Here is a 22423-nt window from a genome sequence, read left to right as displayed (position 1 = left end):
TTTTTTGTGGAAAAATAGGAAAAACAGCAGAAAATAAATTAGTTTAACAAATTAATTAATAGATTTTAGGTGGAAATTAAAGAAGCTGTAAATCTTAAAAAAGTGTAAAATTCACAAAAATCAATTGCATTTTTTGTGCAGATGTATATTATATATAGTTAGCCGACTAATTAAAAAAGAAGATCACTGCTTCGTATATCATTAACAAAGAGCAGGTGTCTGATCGGATGAGAGAGGAGTGACAGCGTGTTTTGTAAGGAGGAAGATGAGAAAGAAAGGCAGAGCAGTTTTTTATCTCTGTTTATGAAGGTAGACCGTCATTTTATGACGAAATGCTTTGGTCAGATGCAGGAGCTTGGGATTTATCCGGGACAGATCCCGGTTCTGGGGCTTGTGTCCGGAAGGGATGGCCTGAGTCAGCGGGAAATTGCAAAGATCCTGCATATCAAGCCGCCTACGGTAAATGTATCGATACAGAGACTGGAGAAAGCAGGCTTTCTTTATAAGAAACCGGATGAAAAGGATCAGCGTGTGACCAGGATCTACATGACAGAAAAGGGAAAGGAAATCAAGGCAAAAGCACTGGAACGGATCCATAAAAATGAGGCTGTGATGATGGAAGGCTTCAGTGAGGCGGAACAGTGCCTGCTTCGGAGATTTCTGGAGCAGATCCTTGTAAATATTGAAAAGATCCAGCCGGAGGAAGCCATAGAAAAGCTTCATCCGGATGAAATGACAGAAAGGAAGGAACAGAAACGTGATTAAACTGATGAAATATCTGAAACGATCTGCAGGTTACATCGTACTCATCATTGCGCTTCTTTTTCTTCAGGCATACTGTGATCTGTCTCTGCCGAATTACACATCAAATATCATTAATGTGGGAATTCAGCAGAACGGTATTGAAGACAGTGTTCCTGAGAAGATCAGAAAGACGTCCATGGACAGTCTGAAGCTGTTTATGGAAGAGGATGATGCGAAAACTGTGGATGGATTTTATGAGGAAGAGGGAGATGATCTGGTATTAAAGGATAAAATCTCCAAAGAAGACAGAGAAGAACTCAACGATATCTTCGGCAAACCGATGGTGATCGTTTCTACTCTGACGTCCGACAGTGAGGAATCAAAGGCAGCTCTTGCAAAAATGGGAATCCCGGAAGGGACGGATCCACTGGCGGCTCTTTCTCAGATGCCGGCAGAGGCTTTGGCTGCTATGAAGGACCAGGTCGGAGAAAAGATCGACAAGATGCAGGAATCCATCATCACACAGGCAGGTGTTTCCTATGTTCGTGCAGAATATGAAGCCATGGGTGAAGATGTGGATGCCATACAGATGGATTACATGAAAGCAACAGGTATCCGCATGGTGCTGATGGCACTGGTCACCATGATGGCTGCAGTATGTGTGGTATTTCTTTCATCCAGAGTTGCTGCATCTATGGGACATGATCTCCGTGGACTGGTTTATAACAAAGTCATAGGTTTTTCCAGCAGAGAGTACCATAAGTTTTCAACAGCATCCCTGATCACACGATGCACGAACGATATCCAGCAGATCCAGCAGGTAATGGCTATGATGTTCCGTATCGTGCTTTACGCGCCGATCCTTGGAATCGGTGGTGTGATCCGCGTGCTTCAGAGAGATTCCTCCATGACATGGATCCTTGGGGTGGCCATTGTACTGATCATGGCATTTATGGCAATGCTGTTCAGGATCGCAATGCCGAAATTTACAGCCCTGCAGACCATGGTAGATAAGCTGAACCTGGTAACAAGAGAAATCCTTACCGGTATTCCGGTTATCCGTGCATTCAGCCGGGAGAAACACGAGGAGGAGCGTTTTGAGGATGCAAATATCACTCTGACGAAGACAAACCTCTTTGTAAACCGTTGTATGACATTTATGATGCCGGTGATGATGCTGATCATGAACGCAGTTTCCGTACTGACCATCTACAGCGGTTCTTATGCGGTAGATAGCGGAAGTATGCAGGTTGGTGATGTTATGGCATTTATCCAGTATGCAATGCAGATCATCATGTCATTTTTGATGATCACAGCAATGTCTATCATGCTGCCGAGAGCAAATGTATCTGCACGCCGTATCAACGAGGTGCTTGAGACAGAAGTCAGTGTCCAGGATCCGGAGAATCCGGTACAGCCTTCCCAGGATGTGAAGGGTACTGTAGAATTTGATCATGTAAGCTTCGCATATCCGGAGGCAGGAGAGAATGTTATCACAGACATTTCCTTCAAGGCAGAAAAAGGTGAGACAGTAGCGATCATCGGAAGTACAGGAAGCGGTAAGAGTACACTGATTAATCTGATCCCGCGTTTCTATGATGCAACAGAAGGATCTGTGAAGGTGGATGGTGTGGATGTCCGGAAAATGACACAGAAGGATGTCCGTGACAGGATCGGTTACGTTCCGCAGAAGGGTGTACTTTTCTCAGGAACCATTGATTCCAATATCCGTTACGGAAAGACAGAGATTTCGGAAGACGCAGTGAAAAAAGCAGCAGAGGTTGCACAGGCTACGGAGTTTATCGACACCAAGCCGGAGAGATATAAGACTCCGATCGCACAGGGAGGAAGCAATGTTTCCGGTGGACAGAAGCAGAGGCTTTCCATTGCCAGAGCTATCGCAAAGGATCCGGAGATCTTTATCTTTGACGACAGCTTTTCCGCACTGGATTTCAAAACAGACAGCACACTTCGAAAAGCGCTGAAAGAACATACAAAAGAAGCAACAACCATTATCGTGGCACAGCGTATCAGTACGATTTTAAATGCAGATAAGATCCTTGTACTGGACGATGGACATATGGCAGGGATCGGAAGCCATAAGGAGCTGATGAAATCCTGCGAGGTATATCGCCAGATTGCCATGAGTCAGTTATCAGAGGAGGAATTGGCATGAGTCAGCAGAGAAGAAGAGGCCCGATGGGCGGACACGGAATGCAGCCAACAGAGAAGGCCAAGGACTTCAAAGGCTCCATGAAAAAGCTCTTTGGCTATATGGGCAGATATAAATTCCGTTTTATCCTGATGTTTATCTTTGCAGTTGCAGGTACAGCGTTTAATATTGCAGGCCCGAAGATCCTTGGAAAAGCTACCACAGAGCTGTTCAATGGTCTGGTTGCCAAGGTAAACGGTACAGGCGGTATTGATTTCAGTAAGATTGGAATGATCCTTCTGTGGACTTTGGGACTGTATGTGGCAAGTGCATGCTTTTCCCTGATCCAGGGATTTGTCATGACGGGGATCTCCAATGATGTTACATACAATCTCCGAAAGGATATTTCAAAGAAGATCAACCGTCTGCCAATGAATTATTTCGAGAGCAGAACAAACGGTGAGATCCTTTCCAGGGTGACAAATGATGTGGATACCCTGCAGATGAGCATCAACCAGAGCATGACACAGCTGATCACATCCGTAACAACACTGATCGGTGTATTTATCATGATGCTTTCCATCAACGTGTGGATGACACTGGCAGCAGTGCTGATACTGCCGGTTTCCATGCTTATCATTAATAAAGTAATGAAACACTCCCAGAAATATTTCCAGGCACAGCAGGAGTATCTGGGAAAAGTAAATGGTCAGGTTGAGGAAAATTTCGGCGGCCATGATGTGGTAAGAGTATTCAACAAAGAGCAGGATGCGCTGAAGGAATTTGAGCATGACAACCAGAAGCTTTATGAGTCTGCATGGAAGTCACAGTTCTTTTCCGGGATGATGATGCCGATCATGCAGTTTGTGGGAAATCTGGGATATGTGATGGTGGCACTTCTCGGAGGGCTTTTTGCCATCAAAGGAACTATCGAGGTTGGAGATATCCAGTCCTTCTTCCAGTATATCCGTAACTTTACACAGCCGATCCAGCAGATCGCCCAGGTTACAAACCTTCTGCAGTCTTCGGCGGCAGCTTCTGAGCGGGTATTTGAATTTCTTGAGGAGCCGGAGGAGGAGCTTCAGCCGGAGAACCCGGATTCCATTGAGGGACTGGAAGGAAATGTACAGTTTGAGCATGTGAAATTCGGTTATAATCCGGATAAGATCATTGTAAATGATTTTTCCGCAGATGTGCATGACGGTCAGAAGATCGCCATTGTAGGACCTACAGGTGCAGGAAAAACGACGATCGTAAAGCTGCTGATGCGTTTTTATGATGTAAATGGCGGAAGCATCAAGGTTGACGGACATGATATCCGGAACTTCAACCGCAGCAATCTCCGTGAGATGTTCGGAATGGTGCTGCAGGACACCTGGCTGTTTTCCGGAACCATTATGGAAAATATCCGCTATGGAAGACTGGACGCAACGGATGAAGAGGTGATCGCAGCAGCAAAAGCGGCCCATATCCATAACTTTATCATGCAGCAGCCCGGCGGCTATCAGATGGTCCTGGATGAGGAGACCAGTAATGTTTCTCAGGGGCAGAAGCAGTTGCTTACCATTGCAAGAGCGATCTTGGCAGACAATAAGATCCTGATCCTGGATGAGGCCACATCTTCCGTTGATACAAGAACAGAAATGCAGATCCAGAAGGCTATGGATAACCTGATGAAGGGCAGAACCAGCTTTGTTATCGCCCACAGACTTTCTACCATTAAGGATGCAGATCTGATTCTTGTCATGAAGGACGGAGATATCATTGAGCAGGGAAATCATGAAGAGCTCCTGGCACGGAAGGGCTTCTATGCGGATCTGTATAACAGTCAGTTCGAGAAAAAAGAGGCTCAGGCGTGAGACTGAGATCAATCGTTATTATTTAAAAGGTGCGAAGCGGATTTCGAATGTCCGCTTCGCTTTTTTACTCTATACATCTGTTCCGCTTTCGGGTATAATTCTGTAATAAACACTCCGGAGCATGTTTTCGGAAATAATCCTGGAGTGTCCATGAAAAATGACAGAAACGGGAGGATTTTACCATGATCATAACGACAACACCATCGGTAGAGGGAAGAGCAATCCGTGAATATAAAGGAATCGTATTTGGAGAGGTGATCTCAGGAGTAAATTTTATGAAAGATCTTGGCGCGGGTCTTCGGAATTTCTTTGGCGGCAGAAGTGCCTGTTATGAGGAAGAACTTCAGAAGGCCAGGGAAGAGGCACTGAAAGAACTGGAACAGCGGGCAGGAGCAATGGGCGCCAATGCAGTGATTGGCGTGGACATTGATTATGAGGTACTTGGCGCAGATAATGGCATGCTGATGGTTACAGCAAGCGGAACAGCGGTAGTGGTGGATTAAGGCGTATGGCAGCAGTAAAAAACGGACGGGAATATCTTGCACATGTAACAGGAACTCTGCGGCACCGGATCACACAGCTGGATGATTCCATAGAGGCTGGTCAGAAAGAAATCGAAGGAATGCACGAGTATTACTGGGAAAACTACACAGAGATGGACCAGTATGGCTACGAAAATTTCGATAACCAGCAGGCACTTCTCCATGAGATCAATGCCAGCAATGAAAAGATCGAGCTGCGCCGCAGATTCCGTAAGATGATGGATTCACCATTTTTTGGCAGAGTGGATTTCTGCTATGAAGGTGATGATGAGCCGGAGATCTTTTATATAGGTATCGCAAACCTTGCGGAGGAAAACGGTGGTCTGCCTCTGATCTATGACTGGAGGGCACCGGTGTCCGGATTGTTCTATGATTTTGACAAAGGACCGGCCTCCTATCAGGCCCCGCTGGGTGAGATCCATGGAGATATTGCGGCAAAGTGGCAGTATAAGATCCGTGGCGGAAAAATGATCTACGAGTTCGAGAGCGATGTGAAAATTGATGATGAGATCCTGAAGGCAGAGCTTGGAAGCAACGGAGATGTACAGCTGAAAAACATTATCCGAACCATTCAGAAGGAGCAGAATGCCATTATCCGAAACACCTCGGACAGGATCATGGTGATCCAGGGGGCTGCAGGAAGCGGAAAGACTTCCATTGCCCTGCACAGGATCGCATATCTCCTTTATCATGACAGAAAGAATCTGAAATCCTCTTCTGTGCTGGTACTTTCGCCCAACGGAGTATTTTCGGATTATATTTCCCATATCCTGCCGGAGCTTGGTGAGGAGAACATCCGGGAGATGAGCTTTGATCTTTTTGCCTATAAGAGACTGAAAAATACAGTGTCTGACTGCGAGGATCGTTATGATCTGATCGAGCGGCAGATCTCAGGCTTATGTGATGAGGAGCTTCTGAAGGAAAAACAGTCCCGGGATTTTCTGGACCGTATGGAAGGGTATCTGGCAGAACTGGAAGACAGTCTTATGAATTTCCGGGATATAGAACATCGTGGCGTAGTAAAAAAAGAACAGGAAATTATTGAACTGTTTTATTTTAAATTTATGGATATCCCGCTACTTTCCAGAATGGATGCAGTGGCAGAGTATTTCATTGATGAGGTGGAAACGCTGAAGGGTTTTGACCTTCCGGAGGAAGAAAGGGATGCTGTGAAGAGTCGTTTTTACCGGATGTATGAGACAAGAGATCTTTATGTGTTATACAATCGTTTCCTGAGGCAGGAGGGATTTCCGGCGCTTCCACAGGTACAGTACGAAAAAAGAAAGCTTCGTTATGAGGATGTGTATCCGGTTCTGTATCTGAAATACCGTCTGGAGACCCAGCAGGAAGACAGTGGTGTCCGCCATCTGATCGTGGATGAGATGCAGGATTATTCCATGATCCAGTATCTCATCATCCAGAGGCTTTTTAAATGCAAAATGACGATCCTGGGAGATAGGGAGCAGACCATGGATGGGGACCAACAGGATGTGCTTACATTCCTTCCGAAGATCTTTGGCAAGGATATCAGAAGGATCGTGATGAATAAGAGCTACCGTAATACCATTGAGATTGCTTCCTATGCGAATAAGCTTGCGGGGATCACAGAGGTGGAGCTTTTTGAACGCCATGGAAAACCGGTGGAAGAGAAAGAATTTACGGGGCTTACCGAGGCACTGGAGCGTGTGGTAAAGGAACTGAGACTGGAGAAGCAGACAGTGGCGGAAGCCGACGAAGACATGCCGGAAAATGCGGCTTCGGAGACAGATGGGACTGAGACCGGGGAGGAGCTTTCTTACGAGACAGCAGCGGTGATCACCAGAACTGCAGATGAAGCGAGAGAGGCATATTATATTCTTCAGAAAAAACTGGAAGCAGAGGGCTTTGACACAAAGGAAAGGCTGTCACTGCTTCACAGGGACAGCACAAATTTCAAAAAAGGTCTTACTGTTACCACGTTTTATATGGCAAAGGGACTGGAATTTGATCAGGTATTTTCTGTATTTCCGGGGACTGACAGAAGTCCGATCGTGCAGAGAGCCAGATATATTGCGGCAACCAGGGCGCTGCATGAATTGTATATGTATGAAATAACAGAATAAATAACATTACAAAACGCTGTAAATGGAAATGTGAGCTGTCTCTTCATCTTACCGGCTATACCGGCAAAATGGAGAAACAGCAGTGATAAATTTCCTTTTACAGCGTTTTTTTGTCTATTTCATATTTTCGCAGAAGATTTCTTCCATGGATCCGGTAAGAGGAACGCCAAGCTTCTGCAGGGTTCCGTCAAGAGCATGGAAAACTTCACGTACATTGTAGAAAGCTGCATTATTTCCCATGTGACCGATGCGGATAACCTTTCCGGCAAGGACATCGAAGGAGCCTGCCAGCATGATGTTATAGTCTTTTCTGACTCCGTCCAGGATCGCAGCGGCAGTGGTGCCTTCCGGGACTTCAAAAACAGTTACCGTGTTGGAATAGCCGCTGTGGAGATACAGCTTAAGTCCGGCTCCTGTAATGGCCTTTCGGGAGGCTGCGGCGATTTTGGCATGGCGTGTAAGGATCCCGGGATCATCGGCAATGTTGTCAATAGCAGCCCGCAGACCATAGATATCGCTGATCGGCATGGTATATGGAAACCATTTTTCTTCATAATAATGTGCAAAGGTTGTGAGATTTGCGTAGAAAGAAGCAATGGGTGTCTTTCTTTCAGTCATTGCCTTCTTTGCATCGCTGCTGACTACAACAAAGGTAAGTCCCGGAGGTGCAGATACCACCTTCTGTGATCCGCCGCACATGATATCAATCTGGCATGCATCAATGTTCAGAGGCTCGCCGAAGGAAGCGGAAACAGAATCTACAACGGTAAGGATCCCGTATTTTTTAAGAAGCGGGCAGATGGCAGATACATCGTTGAGCATGCCGCTTGGAGTATCGCCGTGTACTACGGTTGCATATTTGTAGTTATGGTTATCCGCAAGGAAGGCTTCCAGTTCCTTTACATTGAGAGTGTTCTGATAATCTCTGGTATAAAGCTCCGGTCTGCCTCCGTACATGGAAACAAAATCGGCAAAGCCTTTTCCGTAGATACCATTGTCCAGAACAAGAACCTTATCTCCGGGCTCAGTCATGGAAGCAATGGCAGCCTCCAGTCCAAGGATACCCTCACCGCTTAAGATGAGAGTTTCGTTGGAGGTATGGAGAAGAGTGCTGATCTTCTCGCAGGTTTCTTTATAAAATTCGACAAAATTTTCGTCCAGATCCGGATTTGTGCATTCCATGCTTCTTGCCAGACGGACATTTTCTGCGACCTGTGTAGGTCCCGGTGTCATGATCTTATACATAAGCTCACCTCTTGATCTTTATATTATTTCCGCAAATTACGGCAGCTGTTACAGCTATTTTTTTAATCCGGTTTTTCTTGCTGCAAGGTTTAATGGTGTGATCACTACGAGAACGATGACAGCTGCAACACCGATCTGGACCAGGTTTCCTGGGATGGAAGATACCGGTGCCAGTGGATTTCCGTAGATGATAACCTCTGCAATGTAGTATCCTGCAACCTTGATCACGCAGGCTGCGGCAATGGCGATCACATACCATTTCATGTTCTGGTGCCGGGGATCCTCTGTGAGCTTACCTACTGTGAAGCCCATGATCCCTACAATAATAAGAGTAAATGGTGCCCACAGGGTCCAGCCGGAGAGAAGGTCAAAGAGCCCCATTCCGATCCCACCGGCAATGGCTCCGGTTTTCTTTCCGAATAAAATGGCACCGATGAATAACGGTACATTTCCAAGGTGGATCAGTCCGCCGTTGGCTGCGATCGGAAGCTTAACATTAATAAATGCGGTGAAGATATAAGTCAGTGCAACAAATGCGGCTGTAATGGTGAGAAACTGAACAGATGAAAGCTCCTGGTCAGTTCTCTGAGATGTCTGAACTGCTTTTTCCATAGTGATAGATCCTTTCCCGAAAACATCGATGTATGGATGTCCTCTTTTCATATATTTTTGGTTGGGTATACTTTACAACATGAGTGTACATGAATAAAGACACAATTATAGAAAAAAAAGAGGGGACAGATTCAAGGAGATATTTGTCATTAAAACAGGAGGCTTACTTGGTGGGGAATAAATCAGAACTTTCGTAATGAAGGCGTAAAACGGGAAATACAGGATCAGCATAAGAAGAGAATAAGATAGGTATATCTGGGAAAATTATAATGTTAGAAAAATCCTGTACGGAGCAGGATATCTGCTTACAGGATATTCATAAAGTACAGGGAGAAATCAATTGACAAAGCTGTAATAAAATCGTAAACTATAGCAAAGAGTGTGTTCAGGAGTGAATGTTCCGGACACACTTTGTGACTGATGATGATTATGAGGAGGATACTATGAAGAATAAAAAATTTATTGCACTTTTAGCTATGACTGTTGCTCTTTCTGGTGTCATGACGGCATGTAGTTTCGGAGGAGGAAAAGAGGACAGCGTGGTTGTGGAGTCTACTCCTACTCCGACACCGGCGAAAAAAGCGAAGGTTACACCGACTGTTGCAGCAGACGCACAGAATACAACCTATACATCCAAGGATAAATCCGTAGCGATCAAGCTTCCGGATGCAACCTGGGCCAACAAGTCCGACGAGACAGATATGGTAAGCTTCGAGTCTCCGGACCAGGGCAGGATCCTGATCCTTCACGGATCCGGCGCAGATCTGGAATCCGCAGTGATCCCGAACTCCCAGGATATGGCAGTTTCCATGACACAGGCAGAGAACATGGTAAATGGAACCGATTTTGAGATCCAGGATTACAAGGCAGATCAGAAAGACGGAATCAACATTTATTCCTATACTGTGAAATATAAGGATACGACCAAGAGTGACGGTTATGTATATGCTATCAATAAATACTTTGTAAATGACAGTGAGTATTACAGCCTTGTGGCATCTGTTAAAAAAGAGGATGCTCTGAAAAAGGTTCAGGAGTCTGTCGACAGCTTTGCGATCCTTGGTGATTCCACTCTGAAGAGTGCGGCAAATGGTTCCGCAGCCAAGACTGCCGGTAAAGGTAATGCAGCAGCTTCCTCTGACGGAAGTGCATCTGCAGATGGTAATGCAGCAGCTTCTTCTGACGGAGCAGCAGATGGAACTACAGCTGCCGACGGAAGCACATCTACAGACGGAAGTGCAGCATCTGACGGAACATCTACAGACGGAAGCAGTACATCTGATGGTTCTTCCAATGGAACTGCATCCACTGACAGCAGCTCCTCCGGTGCTATCGTAAATGGCGGATTTACAGATGAGCAGCTTGGCAACACAGATGAGACAAGAACTATTTACAGAAACTCCGATGGTAAACCACGTGTTATCGTTCCGGACGGAAACGGTGCATGGATGGATAACGAAGGAAACCGTTTCACCTTCTCTTCTCAGTATGACTGTGATGTATATGAAGAGGATGGAACAAGCTTCTACTGGCACGGTGAGGCTGCAGACGTATACTATATGCCTGTACAGTAAAGCCTGGAGTAGCAGGAGATTCGGTTAGATAAGAATTCCGGGATCACAGCTTTTGTGGCTGCGGTCCCGGATTTTTTGTGTCATATTATGTCAGAGGCGTATACTTATACAGGAAGACATGGTATAATGTGAACGCTGCGGGCGATGGAACGCCCGGAAAATATTTGGAGGTTTTTATGGAAGCATACAGTGATTTCGCCAGAGTTTATGACATTTTCATGGACAATGTGGAATATGAAAAATGGGCGGAATATCTTATAGGAAGTCTTAAAGAATACGGAATTGAAGACGGGATCGTGCTGGAACTTGGCTGTGGGACCGGAGTGATGACAGAGCTTCTGGCTGAGTCCGGTTATGATATGATCGGTGTGGATAACTCTGAGGAAATGCTTGGCGAAGCCATGGAAAAACGTGCAGAATCCGGTCATGAGATCCTTTATCTGGAACAGGATATGCGGGAGTTTGAACTTTATGGAACAGTACGTGCTGTCGTCAGCGTCTGTGACTGTATGAATTACATCACAGAGGAGGATGATCTGCTTACTGTATTTAAACTGGTGAACAATTATCTTGATCCGGATGGAATTTTCATATTTGATATGAACACCCCGTATAAATACCGGAAAATGCTTGGAAATACGACTATTGCAGAGAATCGGGAAGAGGGAAGCTTTATCTGGGAAAATGAATTTGATGAGGAGACCGGGATCAATGTGTATGATCTGACTCTGTTTCTTCCGAGAGAAGATGGTCTTTATGAGAGAGACGAGGAAATTCATTACCAGAAGGCTTATGATTCGGAGAAAGTAAGGGAACTTCTTGAAAAGGCAGGCCTGATCCCGCTGGCGGTTTATGACGCATACACCAAGGATGCACCGAAGCCGGACAGCGGAAGACTGACTTTTGTGGCCAGAGAACATGGAAAGGAAATTCCGTCAGACGAGAAATAAAGGAGGAAATTTTTTATATGAGTGATTATATTGTAAGAGCAACAGCGGCAAACAGCCAGATCCGTGCATTTGCGGCTGTTACAACCGATATGGTGGAGACAGCGAGAAAGAATCATAACACCAGTCCGGTGGCAACAGCGGCACTGGGACGTCTCCTTACCGGCGGTGCCATGATGGGAGCTATGATGAAAGGGGAAAAGGATCTCCTTACACTTCGGATCCATGCAGGCGGACCACTGCAGGGAATCACAGTAACTGCAGATTCTCACGGAAATGTAAAGGGCTATGTGGGGAATCCGGATGTATGTATCCCGGCAAACAGCAAAGGCAAGCTGGATGTTGCGGGAGCTGTCGGCGTAGGCTTTATGGATGTGATCAAGGATATGGGACTGAAAGAGCCATATGTGGGACAGGTTGCTCTTCAGACCAGCGAGATCGCAGAAGATCTCACCTATTATTTTGCAACCAGCGAGCAGGTTCCGTCTGCGGTAGGACTGGGTGTGCTGATGAATAAGGATAATACAGTCCGTCAGGCGGGAGGCTTTATTGTACAGCTGATGCCTTTTGCAGAGGAAGAGGTGATCGCAAAGCTTGAGGAAAACGTATCAAAGATCGATTCTGTTACCAATCTTCTGGAGCAGGGACACACACCGGAAAGTCTTCTTGAAAAAGTACTGGAAGGCTTTGACATAGAGATCAATGATACACTGCCCACACAGTTCCATTGCAACTGCTGCAGAGAGCGTGTGGAAAAAGCGCTGATCAGCATCGGAAGAAAAGAACTTAACGAGATGATCCAGGAAGGCAAGGACATTGAGATGAACTGCCATTTCTGCAATAAGAATTATAATTTTACCGTGGAAGATCTTAAGAGGATCATAAGAGAGTGCAAGCGATAAAACTCGGGAGGAAGAAAAAATGAAGCATGGTTTTATCAAGGTGGCAGCGGCAACGCCGAGAGTTACCGTTGCAGACTGCAAGGCAAACGGAGAGGAAATCCTGAAGGCCATTCATGAAATGGAAAAGGAACATGTCAAGCTGATGGTATTTCCGGAATTTTGTATCACAGGATATACCTGTCACGATCTTTTTCTCCAGAGATGTCTTCTGGACAGTGCGTGGGATGAGCTTCTGCATATTGCAGAGGAGACAAGGGAGACGGACGCCCTGATCTTTGTGGGACTCCCGCTGCGTCACAGAGGCAAGCTCTATAATGTGGCAGCAGCTCTGAATCATGGCCGTATCGTGGGATTTGTGCCGAAGACGCATATTCCGAATTATAATGAGTTTTATGAGCAGAGACAGTTTGCAGGTGCAGAGGAAGAAGATGTGGAATTTGTGGACTTCCTGAAGTGCGAGAAAAATGAGGAGGATGAGTTCTGGGATGAAATTCCTTTTGGAACAGAGCTGATCTTTGAATGTAAGGAATTTCCGGAATTCACCGTTGCAGCAGAGCTTTGCGAGGATCTCTGGGTCCCTGCGCCGCCAAGTATCCGTCATGCCGTCAACGGTGCGCATATCATCGTTAATCTTTCTGCCAGTGATGAGATGGTAGGTAAGGATTCCTACCGGAGAACTCTGATAAGCGGGCAGTCAGCACGACTGATCTGTGGATATATTTATGCCAGTGCAGGGGAAGGGGAGTCTACCCAGGATCTCGTGTTTGGCGGACAGAATATGATCGCAGAGAACGGTTCCATGCTTGCGGAAAGCAGACGCTTTGAGAACGGCATTATTTACAGTGAGATCGATGTGCAGAGACTGGCTGATGAGAGAAGAAGAATGTCCACGTATCCGGCAGTTTCTACCTGCAGTCATACAAGAGTTGATTTTTCCGTAGCAGAGGAGGAAACAAGACTTACCAGAAAATATCCACAGTATCCCTTCGTTCCGTCTGTGAAGGAAGAGCGTGATGAGCGCTGCGAGGAGATCCTGAACATCCAGGCTATGGGACTTAAGAAACGTATGGAGCATATCCACAGCAGGAGTGCGGTGGTAGGACTTTCCGGAGGACTGGATTCTACCCTGGCGCTTCTTGTAATGGCACGTGCCTTTGACCGGATGGGAATGCCGAGAGAACAGATCCACTGTGTGACCATGCCATGCTTTGGAACCACAGACAGAACCTATCAGAATGCCTGCAAGTTAAGCCGCTGCCTTGGTGCAAGGCTTACCGAGGTAAATATTAAAGAGGCGGTAAATATCCATTTCCGGGATATCGGACATGATCCGGAGATCCACGATGTGACGTATGAGAACAGCCAGGCACGTGAGCGTACTCAGATCCTGATGGATACGGCAAACAAGGAAGGCGGCGTTCTTGTGGGAACCGGAGACCTTTCCGAGCTGGCTCTTGGCTGGGCAACCTATAATGGCGATCACATGTCCATGTATGGTGTAAATGCTTCTGTCCCGAAGACACTGGTACGTCATCTGGTACGTTATTATGCGGATACCTGCGGAGATGAGGAACTGAAGGAGGTTCTTCTGGATATCCTGGATACTCCGGTAAGCCCGGAGCTTCTTCCTCCTAAGGATGGCAAGATCGCCCAGAAGACGGAGGATCTGGTAGGACCTTATGAGCTTCATGATTTTTATCTGTATTACATGCTGCGTGCAGGATTTACACCGGATAAGATCTACAGGCTTGCCTGCCTGACCTTTGATGGGATTTATGATAAAGAGACGATCCTGAAATGGCTGAAAACCTTCTACCGGAGATTTTTTGCCCAGCAGTTCAAACGTTCCTGTCTGCCGGATGGCCCGAAGGTAGGTAGTGTGGCACTTTCTCCAAGAGGAGATCTCAGAATGCCAAGTGATGCAAGTGCAAGGATCTGGCAGGATGTGCTGGAGAAGATTGAAATCTGAACGTAGATCGCAAAGCGGAGAGCTTAAGTGTTCTCCGCTTTTTTTACTGCATCCGTGATAGCTGAAAGGAGTACCTGGGAGGTATATTTCCGGTCTCCTGCATACTGAATGTCTTCCAGGGACTGACTGGAATAGATCTGACTTGCCAAAGAATCCAGAACCGGTTCCATAAGAGGATAGGACGCTTTTGTGGCTTCATTTAAATTCACCAGACGGATGGCCTTGATCCTGTCAGCATTTACAGTAACTTCCACATCGAAGGTATTCTCGTTCAGGGTGATGGAAGAGGTATAGACGCCCGGCTTGTAGCGGGATTTTTCGCTGGCTGTATGACTGGTATTTTTTCCGGGACCGAACATGAAGAAAAGAACGACAGCCAGAACGACAGCCAGAGCCAGAAAGACAGCTGTGTAAATGATCTCTTTCATATGTAGGACGATGATCCTGGTTTTGGAACTCATGGCACACGCCTCCCAAAGCTTTTTATATAGTTTATTATCGGGAGGGAGGATTTATGCCACAGCTGTGCGCAGGTCATTCGATACTGTGCCTGGAAAAATAAGGAAAAGAGCAGGCTGATATTTCAGAATATAAAGAACGACCGTTCTATAGGAGTAGAATTTGTGGTATGATAGGAATACTTCAGGCGCAGGATGGCGCCGGAATGACTGAAAATCTGCAAGTGATCGGGAGGATGAAGATGTCATTACAGTTTATCATAGGAAGTTCCGGAAGCGGAAAATCCTGTTATGCTTATCAGAATATCATAGAACAGGCAGGGCTGCATCCTGAGAAGCTTTTTTATGTGATCGTGCCGGAGCAGTTTACCATGCAGACCCAGAAGACACTGGTGGAGATGAGTCCGGGCAGGGGAATCCTGAATATTGATATCCTGAGCTTTGAGCGTCTTGCATACCGTGTTCTGGAGGAAGTTGGAGGAGACAGCCGCATCCTTCTGGAAGAAACCGGTAAGAGTATGGTGCTGCAGAAGATGGTACAGCAGCATGGAAAGGAGCTTTCCTATCTGGGAGGTCAGATGCGTAAAGCGGGATACCTGGATGAAGTGAAGTCTATCCTGTCGGAGTTTATGCAGTACGATATCCGGGACAGTGAGATCCAGGAGATGATCGAGGATTCCGGTGACAGAGCGTTACTTCAGATGAAGCTGAAAGACGTAGCTGTTCTTTACCAGGCATTTACCGGATATCTGAAGAATCATTATATGACAGGAGAAGAAGTAATGGATGCGCTGGAAAAAGCTCTTCCGTTTTCTAAAAAAATGAAAAACAGTGTACTCCTTCTGGATGGTTACACCGGTTTTACGCCTATTCAGATGCGTGTTGTGGGAGAACTTCTTGCTGTCTGTGAGAAGGTGATGGTAACGGTGACCATGGATGCGGATGAGAATCTGAGCATGAGAGGAAAACCTTATCAGCTTTTTTATATGAGCCGTCAGATGATCCACGGGCTTTCGGAGCTGACCAGGGAGATCGAGACACCGGTTCTTTTGAAGGATGTGGGAAAATCCCGCTTTTCCCAGGCACCTGCCCTTCATTTCCTTGAAAAAAATATCTTCCGTTACCGAAAAAATATATATAAAAAAGCGCAGGATGAGATCTGCATGTTTTCGGCAGTGAACCCGCAGAAGGAAATGGAAGAAGCTGCCCGCCGGATCGCCAGACTTGTAAGGGAAAAGGGCTGCCGTTACGGTGAGATCGCCGTGATCACAGGTAACCTGGAGGAGTATGGAAATCTTGCAAAGCAGGTATTTACAGCAGCAGGGATCCCGTATTTCATTGATGAGAAGCATACGGTCCTGATGAATCCGTTTGTAGAATATTTCCGGGCAGCACTTGAGATGGCAGTGCAGGATTTTTCCTATGAGAGTGTATTCCGGTATCTCCGGTGCGGAATGTCCTGTGTGACCAGGGAGGAAGCAGACCTTCTGGAGAATTATGTGCTGGCTCTTGGTATCCGTGGATTTAAGAAATGGGATGAAGTGTGGGTGCGTATTTACCGGGGAATGCCGCCGGAAAGCATTCAGAGGCTTAATGAGATCCGGCAGCGGTTCGCAGATGAGACCAGAGAGCTTGCGCTAAGCTTTAAAGGTGGGAAAAAGACGGTGCGGGAATACTGTACTTTTCTCTACGAGTTTGCAGTGCGGAGCCAGGTGCAGCAGAAACTGAAGCATCAGGAACTGAAATTCAAGGAACAGGGCGACAAGGCCATGGAAAAGGAATATGCCCAGATCTACGGAATCGTTATGGAACTTCTGGATAATATGGTGGAGATCCTTGGAGAGGAAACCGTGAACCGCCAGGATTTCCGTCAGCTTCTGGAAACAGGACTGAACCAGGCCAAGGTGGCTCTGATCCCGCCAAGTATGGACCAGGTACTTGTGGGAGATATGGAGAGAACCAGGCTGAAGGATATCCGTGCACTGTTTTTTGTGGGAGTAAATGAAGGGAATATTCCGAAGAATACATCCGGTGGAGGAATGCTTACGGAGATTGACAGAGAATTTTTTAAAGATCAGGGGATCCAGCTTGCACCGGGGCCAAAGGAACTGATGAACATGCAGCGATTTTATCTGTATCTGAACATGACCAAGCCAAGAGAACTGCTCTGTCTGTCCTTCTGTCAGTCCGACAGCCAGGGAAAAGCCCTGAGTCCGGCCTTTCTTGTCAGTAATATCCGGGAGATGTTTCCGGAAATGGAGATCCGGCAGTGCGGAGATATGCAGGAACCTATGGAATTACTGGAGCTTCCGGGAATCAGCCTGGATTATTTCCTGAGAGGGCTTGCAGGAGAAGCTTACCAGGATAATGCGGTCTTCCAGGAACTGTACAGCTGGTATCTTCAGAGCCCGGAATACAGGATCCTTGTAAAAAATCTTACAGAGGCATCTTTTTCAGAACGACCGTCAGACAAGATCGGAAAAACAGTGGCAAAGATTCTCTATGGAGAAATTTCCCCGTACAGTGCTACCCGGCTGGAGCGTTTTGCGGCCTGTGCATTTGCACATTTTCTGCAGTATGGACTGAAGATTACAGAACGTGCAGAGTATGAGTTCCGGGCTATGGATATGGGAAATGTCATGCATATGGCACTGGAAAAATTTGCGGCGGAAGTCCGAAAAGAGGGACTGGACTGGGCAGAGCTTACGGAGGAAGAGCGAAACCGTATCATAGACAGCTGTCTGGATCAGGTTTCCGCAGATTACGGAAATACGATCCTTAAAAGCAGTGCGAGAAATGAATATATGATCGAACGGACCAGACGTATTTTGCGGCGTACCGTGTGGGCTTTGCAGGAACAGCTGAAGCATGGAGCATTCCGGCCGGAAGGATTTGAGGTGAGGTTTCAGGGCGGAAGGATCGACCGTGTGGATATCATGGAAGAGCCGGAGAACAACCGGGTCTATGTGAAGGTGATCGACTATAAAACTGGAAATACTTCGTTTGATCTGCTGGCGTTGTATCATGGCCTTCAGCTTCAGCTGATGGTCTATCTGGATGGAGCATTACAGGTGGAAAAACGGAAGTATCCGGATCGCGAGATCGTTCCGGCTGGTGTGTTTTATTATAATGTGAAGGATCCTATGATACAGGAGAAGATCCATGCGGATATGGAAAGCATCAATGAGCAGATGCTGAAGAAAATGAAAATGAACGGGCTTGTACAGGCAGATGATAATATGAGTACCAAAATCGACAGCACTATGGCCTCCATACCGGTATCCCTGAACCGGGACGGAAGCTTCAGCAAAAGATCTTCTGTTGCCTCAAGGAAGCAGTTTGATGCTCTGGGAGCGTATGTGCGGAGAAAGATCTGTGACATCAGGGAATCGATCCTGGATGGAAATGCGGCAGTGGAACCCTATGAACTTGGAAAAAAGAATGCCTGCACATATTGTCCGTATCTTACTGTGTGCGGCTTCGACAGGAAGATACCGGGATATGAGTTTCACAGGCTGTCGTCTATAGAAGAAGATGCACTGTGGAAAAAGATCATGAAGGGAGAGGAAGAGAATGGCAGTGAAATGGACTGAGGAGCAGAAAAAGGTCATCACGCTCCGGGACCGGAATATTCTGGTCAGCGCAGCAGCCGGTTCCGGTAAAACTGCAGTGCTGGTGCAGAGAATCTTAAGTAAGATCATGGATCCTTTGAAACCGGTGGACATTGACCGTCTTCTGATCATGACATTTACAAGGGCGGCAGCGGGAGAGATGCGGGAACGTATCGAACGTGGACTGGATCAGGCACTGGCTGAAGATCCGGATAATGAGCATCTGCAGAGACAGATGACGTTGATCCATACGGCACAGATCACTACCATTGACGGCTTTTGCGCCTATGTGATCCGAAATTATTTTCATCTGATCGGACTGGATCCGGGTTACCGGACTGCAGATGAGGGTGAACTGAAGCTTTTGCAGGAAGATGTGCTGAAGGAGCTTTTTGAAGATCATTATGCAGAAAGAAAGGCAGATTTTACTGCATTTGTGGAATGCTATGCGCCAGGAAAAACGGATGAAGGACTGAAGGAACATGTGCTGGAGCTTTATAATGCTGCGATGAGTAATCCATGGCCCGAAAAATGGCTGGACAGCTGTGTGGAGAATTATCATCTGGATCCGGAAAAAGGTCTTGAGGGAACGCGATGGTTCCGATATCTGTGGGAGGCTGCAGACTGCGCACTGAAAGAAGCGGAAGAGCTTACAGAAACCGCAATGAAGACCTGTCAGCTCCAGGATGGACCGGAGCTTTATCTGGAGGCTCTGGAAAAAGATATGATACTGATCCGGCAGTTAAAACAACTGTCCGTTAAAAGGGATTATGATGAGATAGCGCAGAATCTCCGGAATCTGAAGTTTGCAAGGCTTTCCTCAAAAAAAATGGAGGGAGTATCGGAGCAGCTGAAAAATCTGGTAAAAGCTCTTCGCGAAGATGCAAAAGATAATCTGAAGGAACTGGGAATCCGATATTTTTACGGAAATCTGGCTGAGCTGACGGAACTAACAGAAGCATCTGCACCACCGCTGGAGATGCTGGTAAAGCTGACAAAGGATTTTGCAGAACGTTTCCAGGCAAAGAAGCGTGAAAAAAATGTTCTGGATTTTTCAGATATGGAACATTTTGCCCTGGACATCCTTCTGAAAAAGGAAGGAGAAACCTATGTGCCCAGCCAGGCGGCAAGAGAGCTTTCTGAAAAATATGATGAGGTCCTGCTGGATGAGTATCAGGACAGTAATCTGGTTCAGGAGATCCTGATGCAGACAGTTTCCGGCTGGGTCAATGAACGCAAAAATATCTTTATGGTAGGAGATGTAAAGCAGAGCATCTACCGTTTTCGTCTGGCCCGTCCGGAACTGTTCATGGAAAAATATAAGAGCTATTCACTGGAAGACAGTCCGGAACAGCGGATCGACCTGCACAAAAATTTCCGAAGCAGACCGGAAGTCCTTGAAAGTGTCAACTTTATTTTCCGGCAGATCATGGGGGAAGATCTGGGAGGAATTGCTTACGACGAGGCGGCAGCTCTGTATCCCGGAGCTTCTTTTCCGGAAGGCCAGGATCCGGAATTTGTAAAAACAGAGATCCTTCTTGTGGATAAATACAGTCCGCTGCTGGAAGAGGAGGATGAAGAAGTAACGGAGAATGAGAGAGAGCTGGAGGCCCTTGCCATTGCAGGAAGAATCCGATCTATGGTAGGGCATGAACGGGTGCTGGATAAGGAAACGGGAGAGTATCGACCTCTTCAATATGGAGATATCGTGATCCTGCTCCGATCTGCTTCAGGCTGGGCTGAAACCTTCGGGGAGGTTTTGAGTGCAAGAGGGATACCGGTATATACGGCCTCCAGAACCGGATATTTTTCTGCAACAGAGGTTGTGACACTGCTGAATTATCTCCGGATCCTGGATAATCCGCTGCAGGATATTCCCATGACCGGCGTACTGCGTTCACCGATCGTTGGATGTACCACAGAAGAGCTGGCTGAGCTTCGGATCGCATATCCGGAAGGAATGATCTATGAATGTGTGCGCAGGTTTGTGGAGGACTACAGAAAGCATGGGAGCTCTGAGGAAAACAAAAAAATCCTCGGAGAGAAGCTGTCCTGTTTTATGGACACCATGAATGCACTTCGTGATAAGGCGGCTTACACGCCGGTCCATCAGTTGATCCTGGAGGTACTTGCACGTACCGGATATGGAGACCATGCAAAGGCAATGCCAAATGGTGAACAGAGGAATGCAAACCTGAACATGCTTGTGGAAAAGGCAATGGAATATGAGAAGACAAGCTATCGAGGCCTTTTTAATTTTGTAAGATATATCCAGAAGCTTCAGCAGTATCAGGTGGATTACGGGGAGGTAAATCTTTCCGGAACCGGGGAAAGTGCAGTACAGATCATGACGATCCATAAGAGCAAGGGACTGGAGTTTCCGGTAGTGTTTGCAGCAGGAATGGGAAAACGCTTTAATTTCCGGGATATGAACGCAAGTATCCTGATCCATCCGGAGCTGGGGATCGGTGCGGATGCGATCCTGCCGGAGAAGAGGATCATCGCTCCATCCCTGTGTAAGCAGATCATACGGAGAGCGCTTCTGATGGAAAGCCTCGGAGAGGAGCTGAGGGTACTTTATGTAGCGCTTACACGTGCAAAGGAAAAATTGATCCTCAGTGGAACCATTGGAGCCCTGCAACCGGAATTGGGGGAATTGTCCGCATTAAGGGACAGTGAGGAACCATTGCTTTCTCTGGGCAGGAGGCTTGGCGGGAAGACTTACTGGGATTATGTGCTTCCGGCACTGGCAAGACATCGCTGCATGGCACCATTATTTCATGAATATGGCATCTTTATGAATACCGCAAATCCTCTGTACAAAGATCCGGCAGAATTCAAAGTTACACGGGTCACAGCACGGGAACTGACAGAAAGTGAGGTTGTGGAACAGGCAGAGCGGGAAATGAAGAAGGAAACACTGGAGAACTGGAATCCGGGCAGAGTTTTTGACAGTGAGATCCGGGAGGAAATCCAGAGACGTTTTTCCTTTGTATATCCCTATCAATATCTGGAAGATCTTCCTGTGAAGGTGAGTGTATCAGAACTGAAAAAGCGAAGCTACCACAGTGAGCAGGATCTGGAAGAAACGGTGGATTATGAGACGGAAGAAGAGATCCAGCCGCTGGTTCCCCGATTTATCGAGGAGAAGAAAGCGGAAGGGTATACAGGGGCACTTCGTGGAACGGCTTATCATCGTGTAATGGAATGCCTGGACTATCAGAAGACAGCAAATAGGGATGAGATCCGCAGACAGCTGAGAGAATGGGTTGACGCCAGGAAGATGGAAAGAAAAGAGGCTGAGTCGGTCCGGGTAAAGGATATCTGGAATTTTGTGGAAACACCTCTCGGACAGCGGATGAAAGCAGCTTCAGAGAAGAGACTTCTGTTCCGGGAGCAGCCTTTTGTGATCGCAAGAAAAGCTTCGGAGCTCGATCCGCAGTGGCAGTGTGAGGAAAATGTTCTGGTACAGGGAATCATTGATGCGTATTTTATAGAGGATGAAGAAATCGTTCTGGTGGATTATAAAACGGACTTTGTGAGACGTGGAGAAGAACAGAAGCTGATCGACCGTTATCATGTACAGCTGGAGGATTACGCCCAGGCGCTGGAACGGATGACAGGCCGGAAGGTGAAGGAACGGTATATTTATTCGTTTACTCTTGGAGAAGCGTTCAGTCTCTGATCTGAAAATGAAATGATATGT

14 protein-coding genes are annotated in these 22423 nt (G+C 46.7%); 11 read left to right on the top strand and 3 right to left on the bottom strand.

The genetic code is table 11. The features are described from left to right. Nucleotides 1-246 precede the first annotated feature (246 nt). The 5 genes from BN3261_RS08650 to BN3261_RS08630 all read left to right on the top strand — a co-directional run bounded on the left by BN3261_RS08650 (nucleotide 247) and on the right by BN3261_RS08630 (nucleotide 7399). Complete coding sequence (locus tag BN3261_RS08650; protein ID WP_227588606.1) at nucleotides 247-765, top strand: MarR family winged helix-turn-helix transcriptional regulator; 519 nt, start codon at nucleotides 247-249, stop codon at nucleotides 763-765. After that, complete coding sequence (locus BN3261_RS08645) at nucleotides 758-2920, top strand: ABC transporter ATP-binding protein (RefSeq protein ID WP_059086015.1); 2163 nt, start codon at nucleotides 758-760, stop codon at nucleotides 2918-2920. The genes BN3261_RS08650 and BN3261_RS08645 overlap by 8 nt, the downstream gene beginning before the upstream one ends. Next, on the top strand, nucleotides 2917-4755 hold the full coding sequence (locus BN3261_RS08640; RefSeq protein WP_059086014.1) for an ABC transporter ATP-binding protein: 1839 nt from the start codon (nucleotides 2917-2919) through the stop codon (nucleotides 4753-4755). Before BN3261_RS08645 ends, BN3261_RS08640 begins: the two co-directional genes overlap by 4 nt. A 182-nt stretch (nucleotides 4756-4937) precedes the next feature. Further along, nucleotides 4938-5258, top strand: a complete 321-nt coding sequence (locus BN3261_RS08635; RefSeq protein ID WP_059086013.1) for a putative heavy metal-binding protein — start codon at nucleotides 4938-4940, stop codon at nucleotides 5256-5258. 5 nt (nucleotides 5259-5263) lie between these two features. Beyond that, nucleotides 5264-7399, top strand: a complete 2136-nt coding sequence (locus BN3261_RS08630; RefSeq protein WP_059086012.1) for a HelD family protein — start codon at nucleotides 5264-5266, stop codon at nucleotides 7397-7399. 114 nt (nucleotides 7400-7513) lie between these two features. Here the strand turns inward: BN3261_RS08630 and BN3261_RS08625 are convergent, their stop codons facing one another. Continuing rightward, a complete protein-coding gene (locus tag BN3261_RS08625) occupies nucleotides 7514-8644 on the bottom strand; it encodes a pyridoxal-phosphate-dependent aminotransferase family protein (protein WP_059086011.1) in 1131 nt (376 codons plus the stop codon). A 54-nt stretch (nucleotides 8645-8698) separates the two neighbouring features. Beyond that, the gene (locus BN3261_RS08620) at nucleotides 8699-9256 is read right to left on the bottom strand and encodes an ECF transporter S component (RefSeq protein WP_059086010.1); all 558 of its coding nucleotides are present in this window, start codon (nucleotides 9254-9256) and stop codon (nucleotides 8699-8701) included. Between the two features lie 443 nt (nucleotides 9257-9699). Here BN3261_RS08620 and BN3261_RS08615 point away from each other — a divergent pair, with 443 nt between their 5' ends. The 4 genes from BN3261_RS08615 (at nucleotide 9700) to BN3261_RS08600 (ending at nucleotide 14648) form a co-directional block, all read left to right on the top strand. Then, nucleotides 9700-10830, top strand: coding sequence for a hypothetical protein (locus BN3261_RS08615; protein WP_059086908.1), 1131 nt, complete (start codon nucleotides 9700-9702; stop codon nucleotides 10828-10830). A 176-nt stretch (nucleotides 10831-11006) separates the two neighbouring features. Further along, on the top strand, nucleotides 11007-11780 hold the full coding sequence (locus BN3261_RS08610; protein WP_059086907.1) for a class I SAM-dependent DNA methyltransferase: 774 nt from the start codon (nucleotides 11007-11009) through the stop codon (nucleotides 11778-11780). 17 nt (nucleotides 11781-11797) lie between these two features. Next, nucleotides 11798-12679, top strand: coding sequence for an Hsp33 family molecular chaperone HslO (gene hslO / locus BN3261_RS08605; protein WP_015527218.1), 882 nt, complete (start codon nucleotides 11798-11800; stop codon nucleotides 12677-12679). Nucleotides 12680-12698: 19 nt separating this feature from the next. Continuing rightward, on the top strand, nucleotides 12699-14648 hold the full coding sequence (locus BN3261_RS08600) for an NAD(+) synthase (RefSeq protein ID WP_059086009.1): 1950 nt from the start codon (nucleotides 12699-12701) through the stop codon (nucleotides 14646-14648). A gap of 23 nt (nucleotides 14649-14671) precedes the next feature. On the opposite strand, the gene BN3261_RS08595 is transcribed toward BN3261_RS08600, so the two are convergent. Next, the gene (locus BN3261_RS08595; protein WP_021651335.1) at nucleotides 14672-15109 is read right to left on the bottom strand and encodes a hypothetical protein; all 438 of its coding nucleotides are present in this window, start codon (nucleotides 15107-15109) and stop codon (nucleotides 14672-14674) included. 167 nt (nucleotides 15110-15276) lie between these two features. On the opposite strand from BN3261_RS08595, the gene addB reads away from it, so the two are divergent. Continuing rightward, complete coding sequence (gene addB, locus BN3261_RS08590) at nucleotides 15277-18699, top strand: helicase-exonuclease AddAB subunit AddB (RefSeq protein ID WP_330383257.1); 3423 nt, start codon at nucleotides 15277-15279, stop codon at nucleotides 18697-18699. Then, the gene (addA, locus tag BN3261_RS08585; protein ID WP_059086008.1) at nucleotides 18680-22402 is read left to right on the top strand and encodes a helicase-exonuclease AddAB subunit AddA; all 3723 of its coding nucleotides are present in this window, start codon (nucleotides 18680-18682) and stop codon (nucleotides 22400-22402) included. Before addB ends, addA begins: the two co-directional genes overlap by 20 nt. Nucleotides 22403-22423 lie beyond the last annotated feature (21 nt).

This window comes from Blautia massiliensis (ex Durand et al. 2017), from assembly GCF_001487165.1.
GTDB lineage: Bacteria > Bacillota > Clostridia > Lachnospirales > Lachnospiraceae > Blautia_A > Blautia_A fusiformis.
This window is presented reverse-complemented; position numbering and strand designations above follow the sequence as displayed.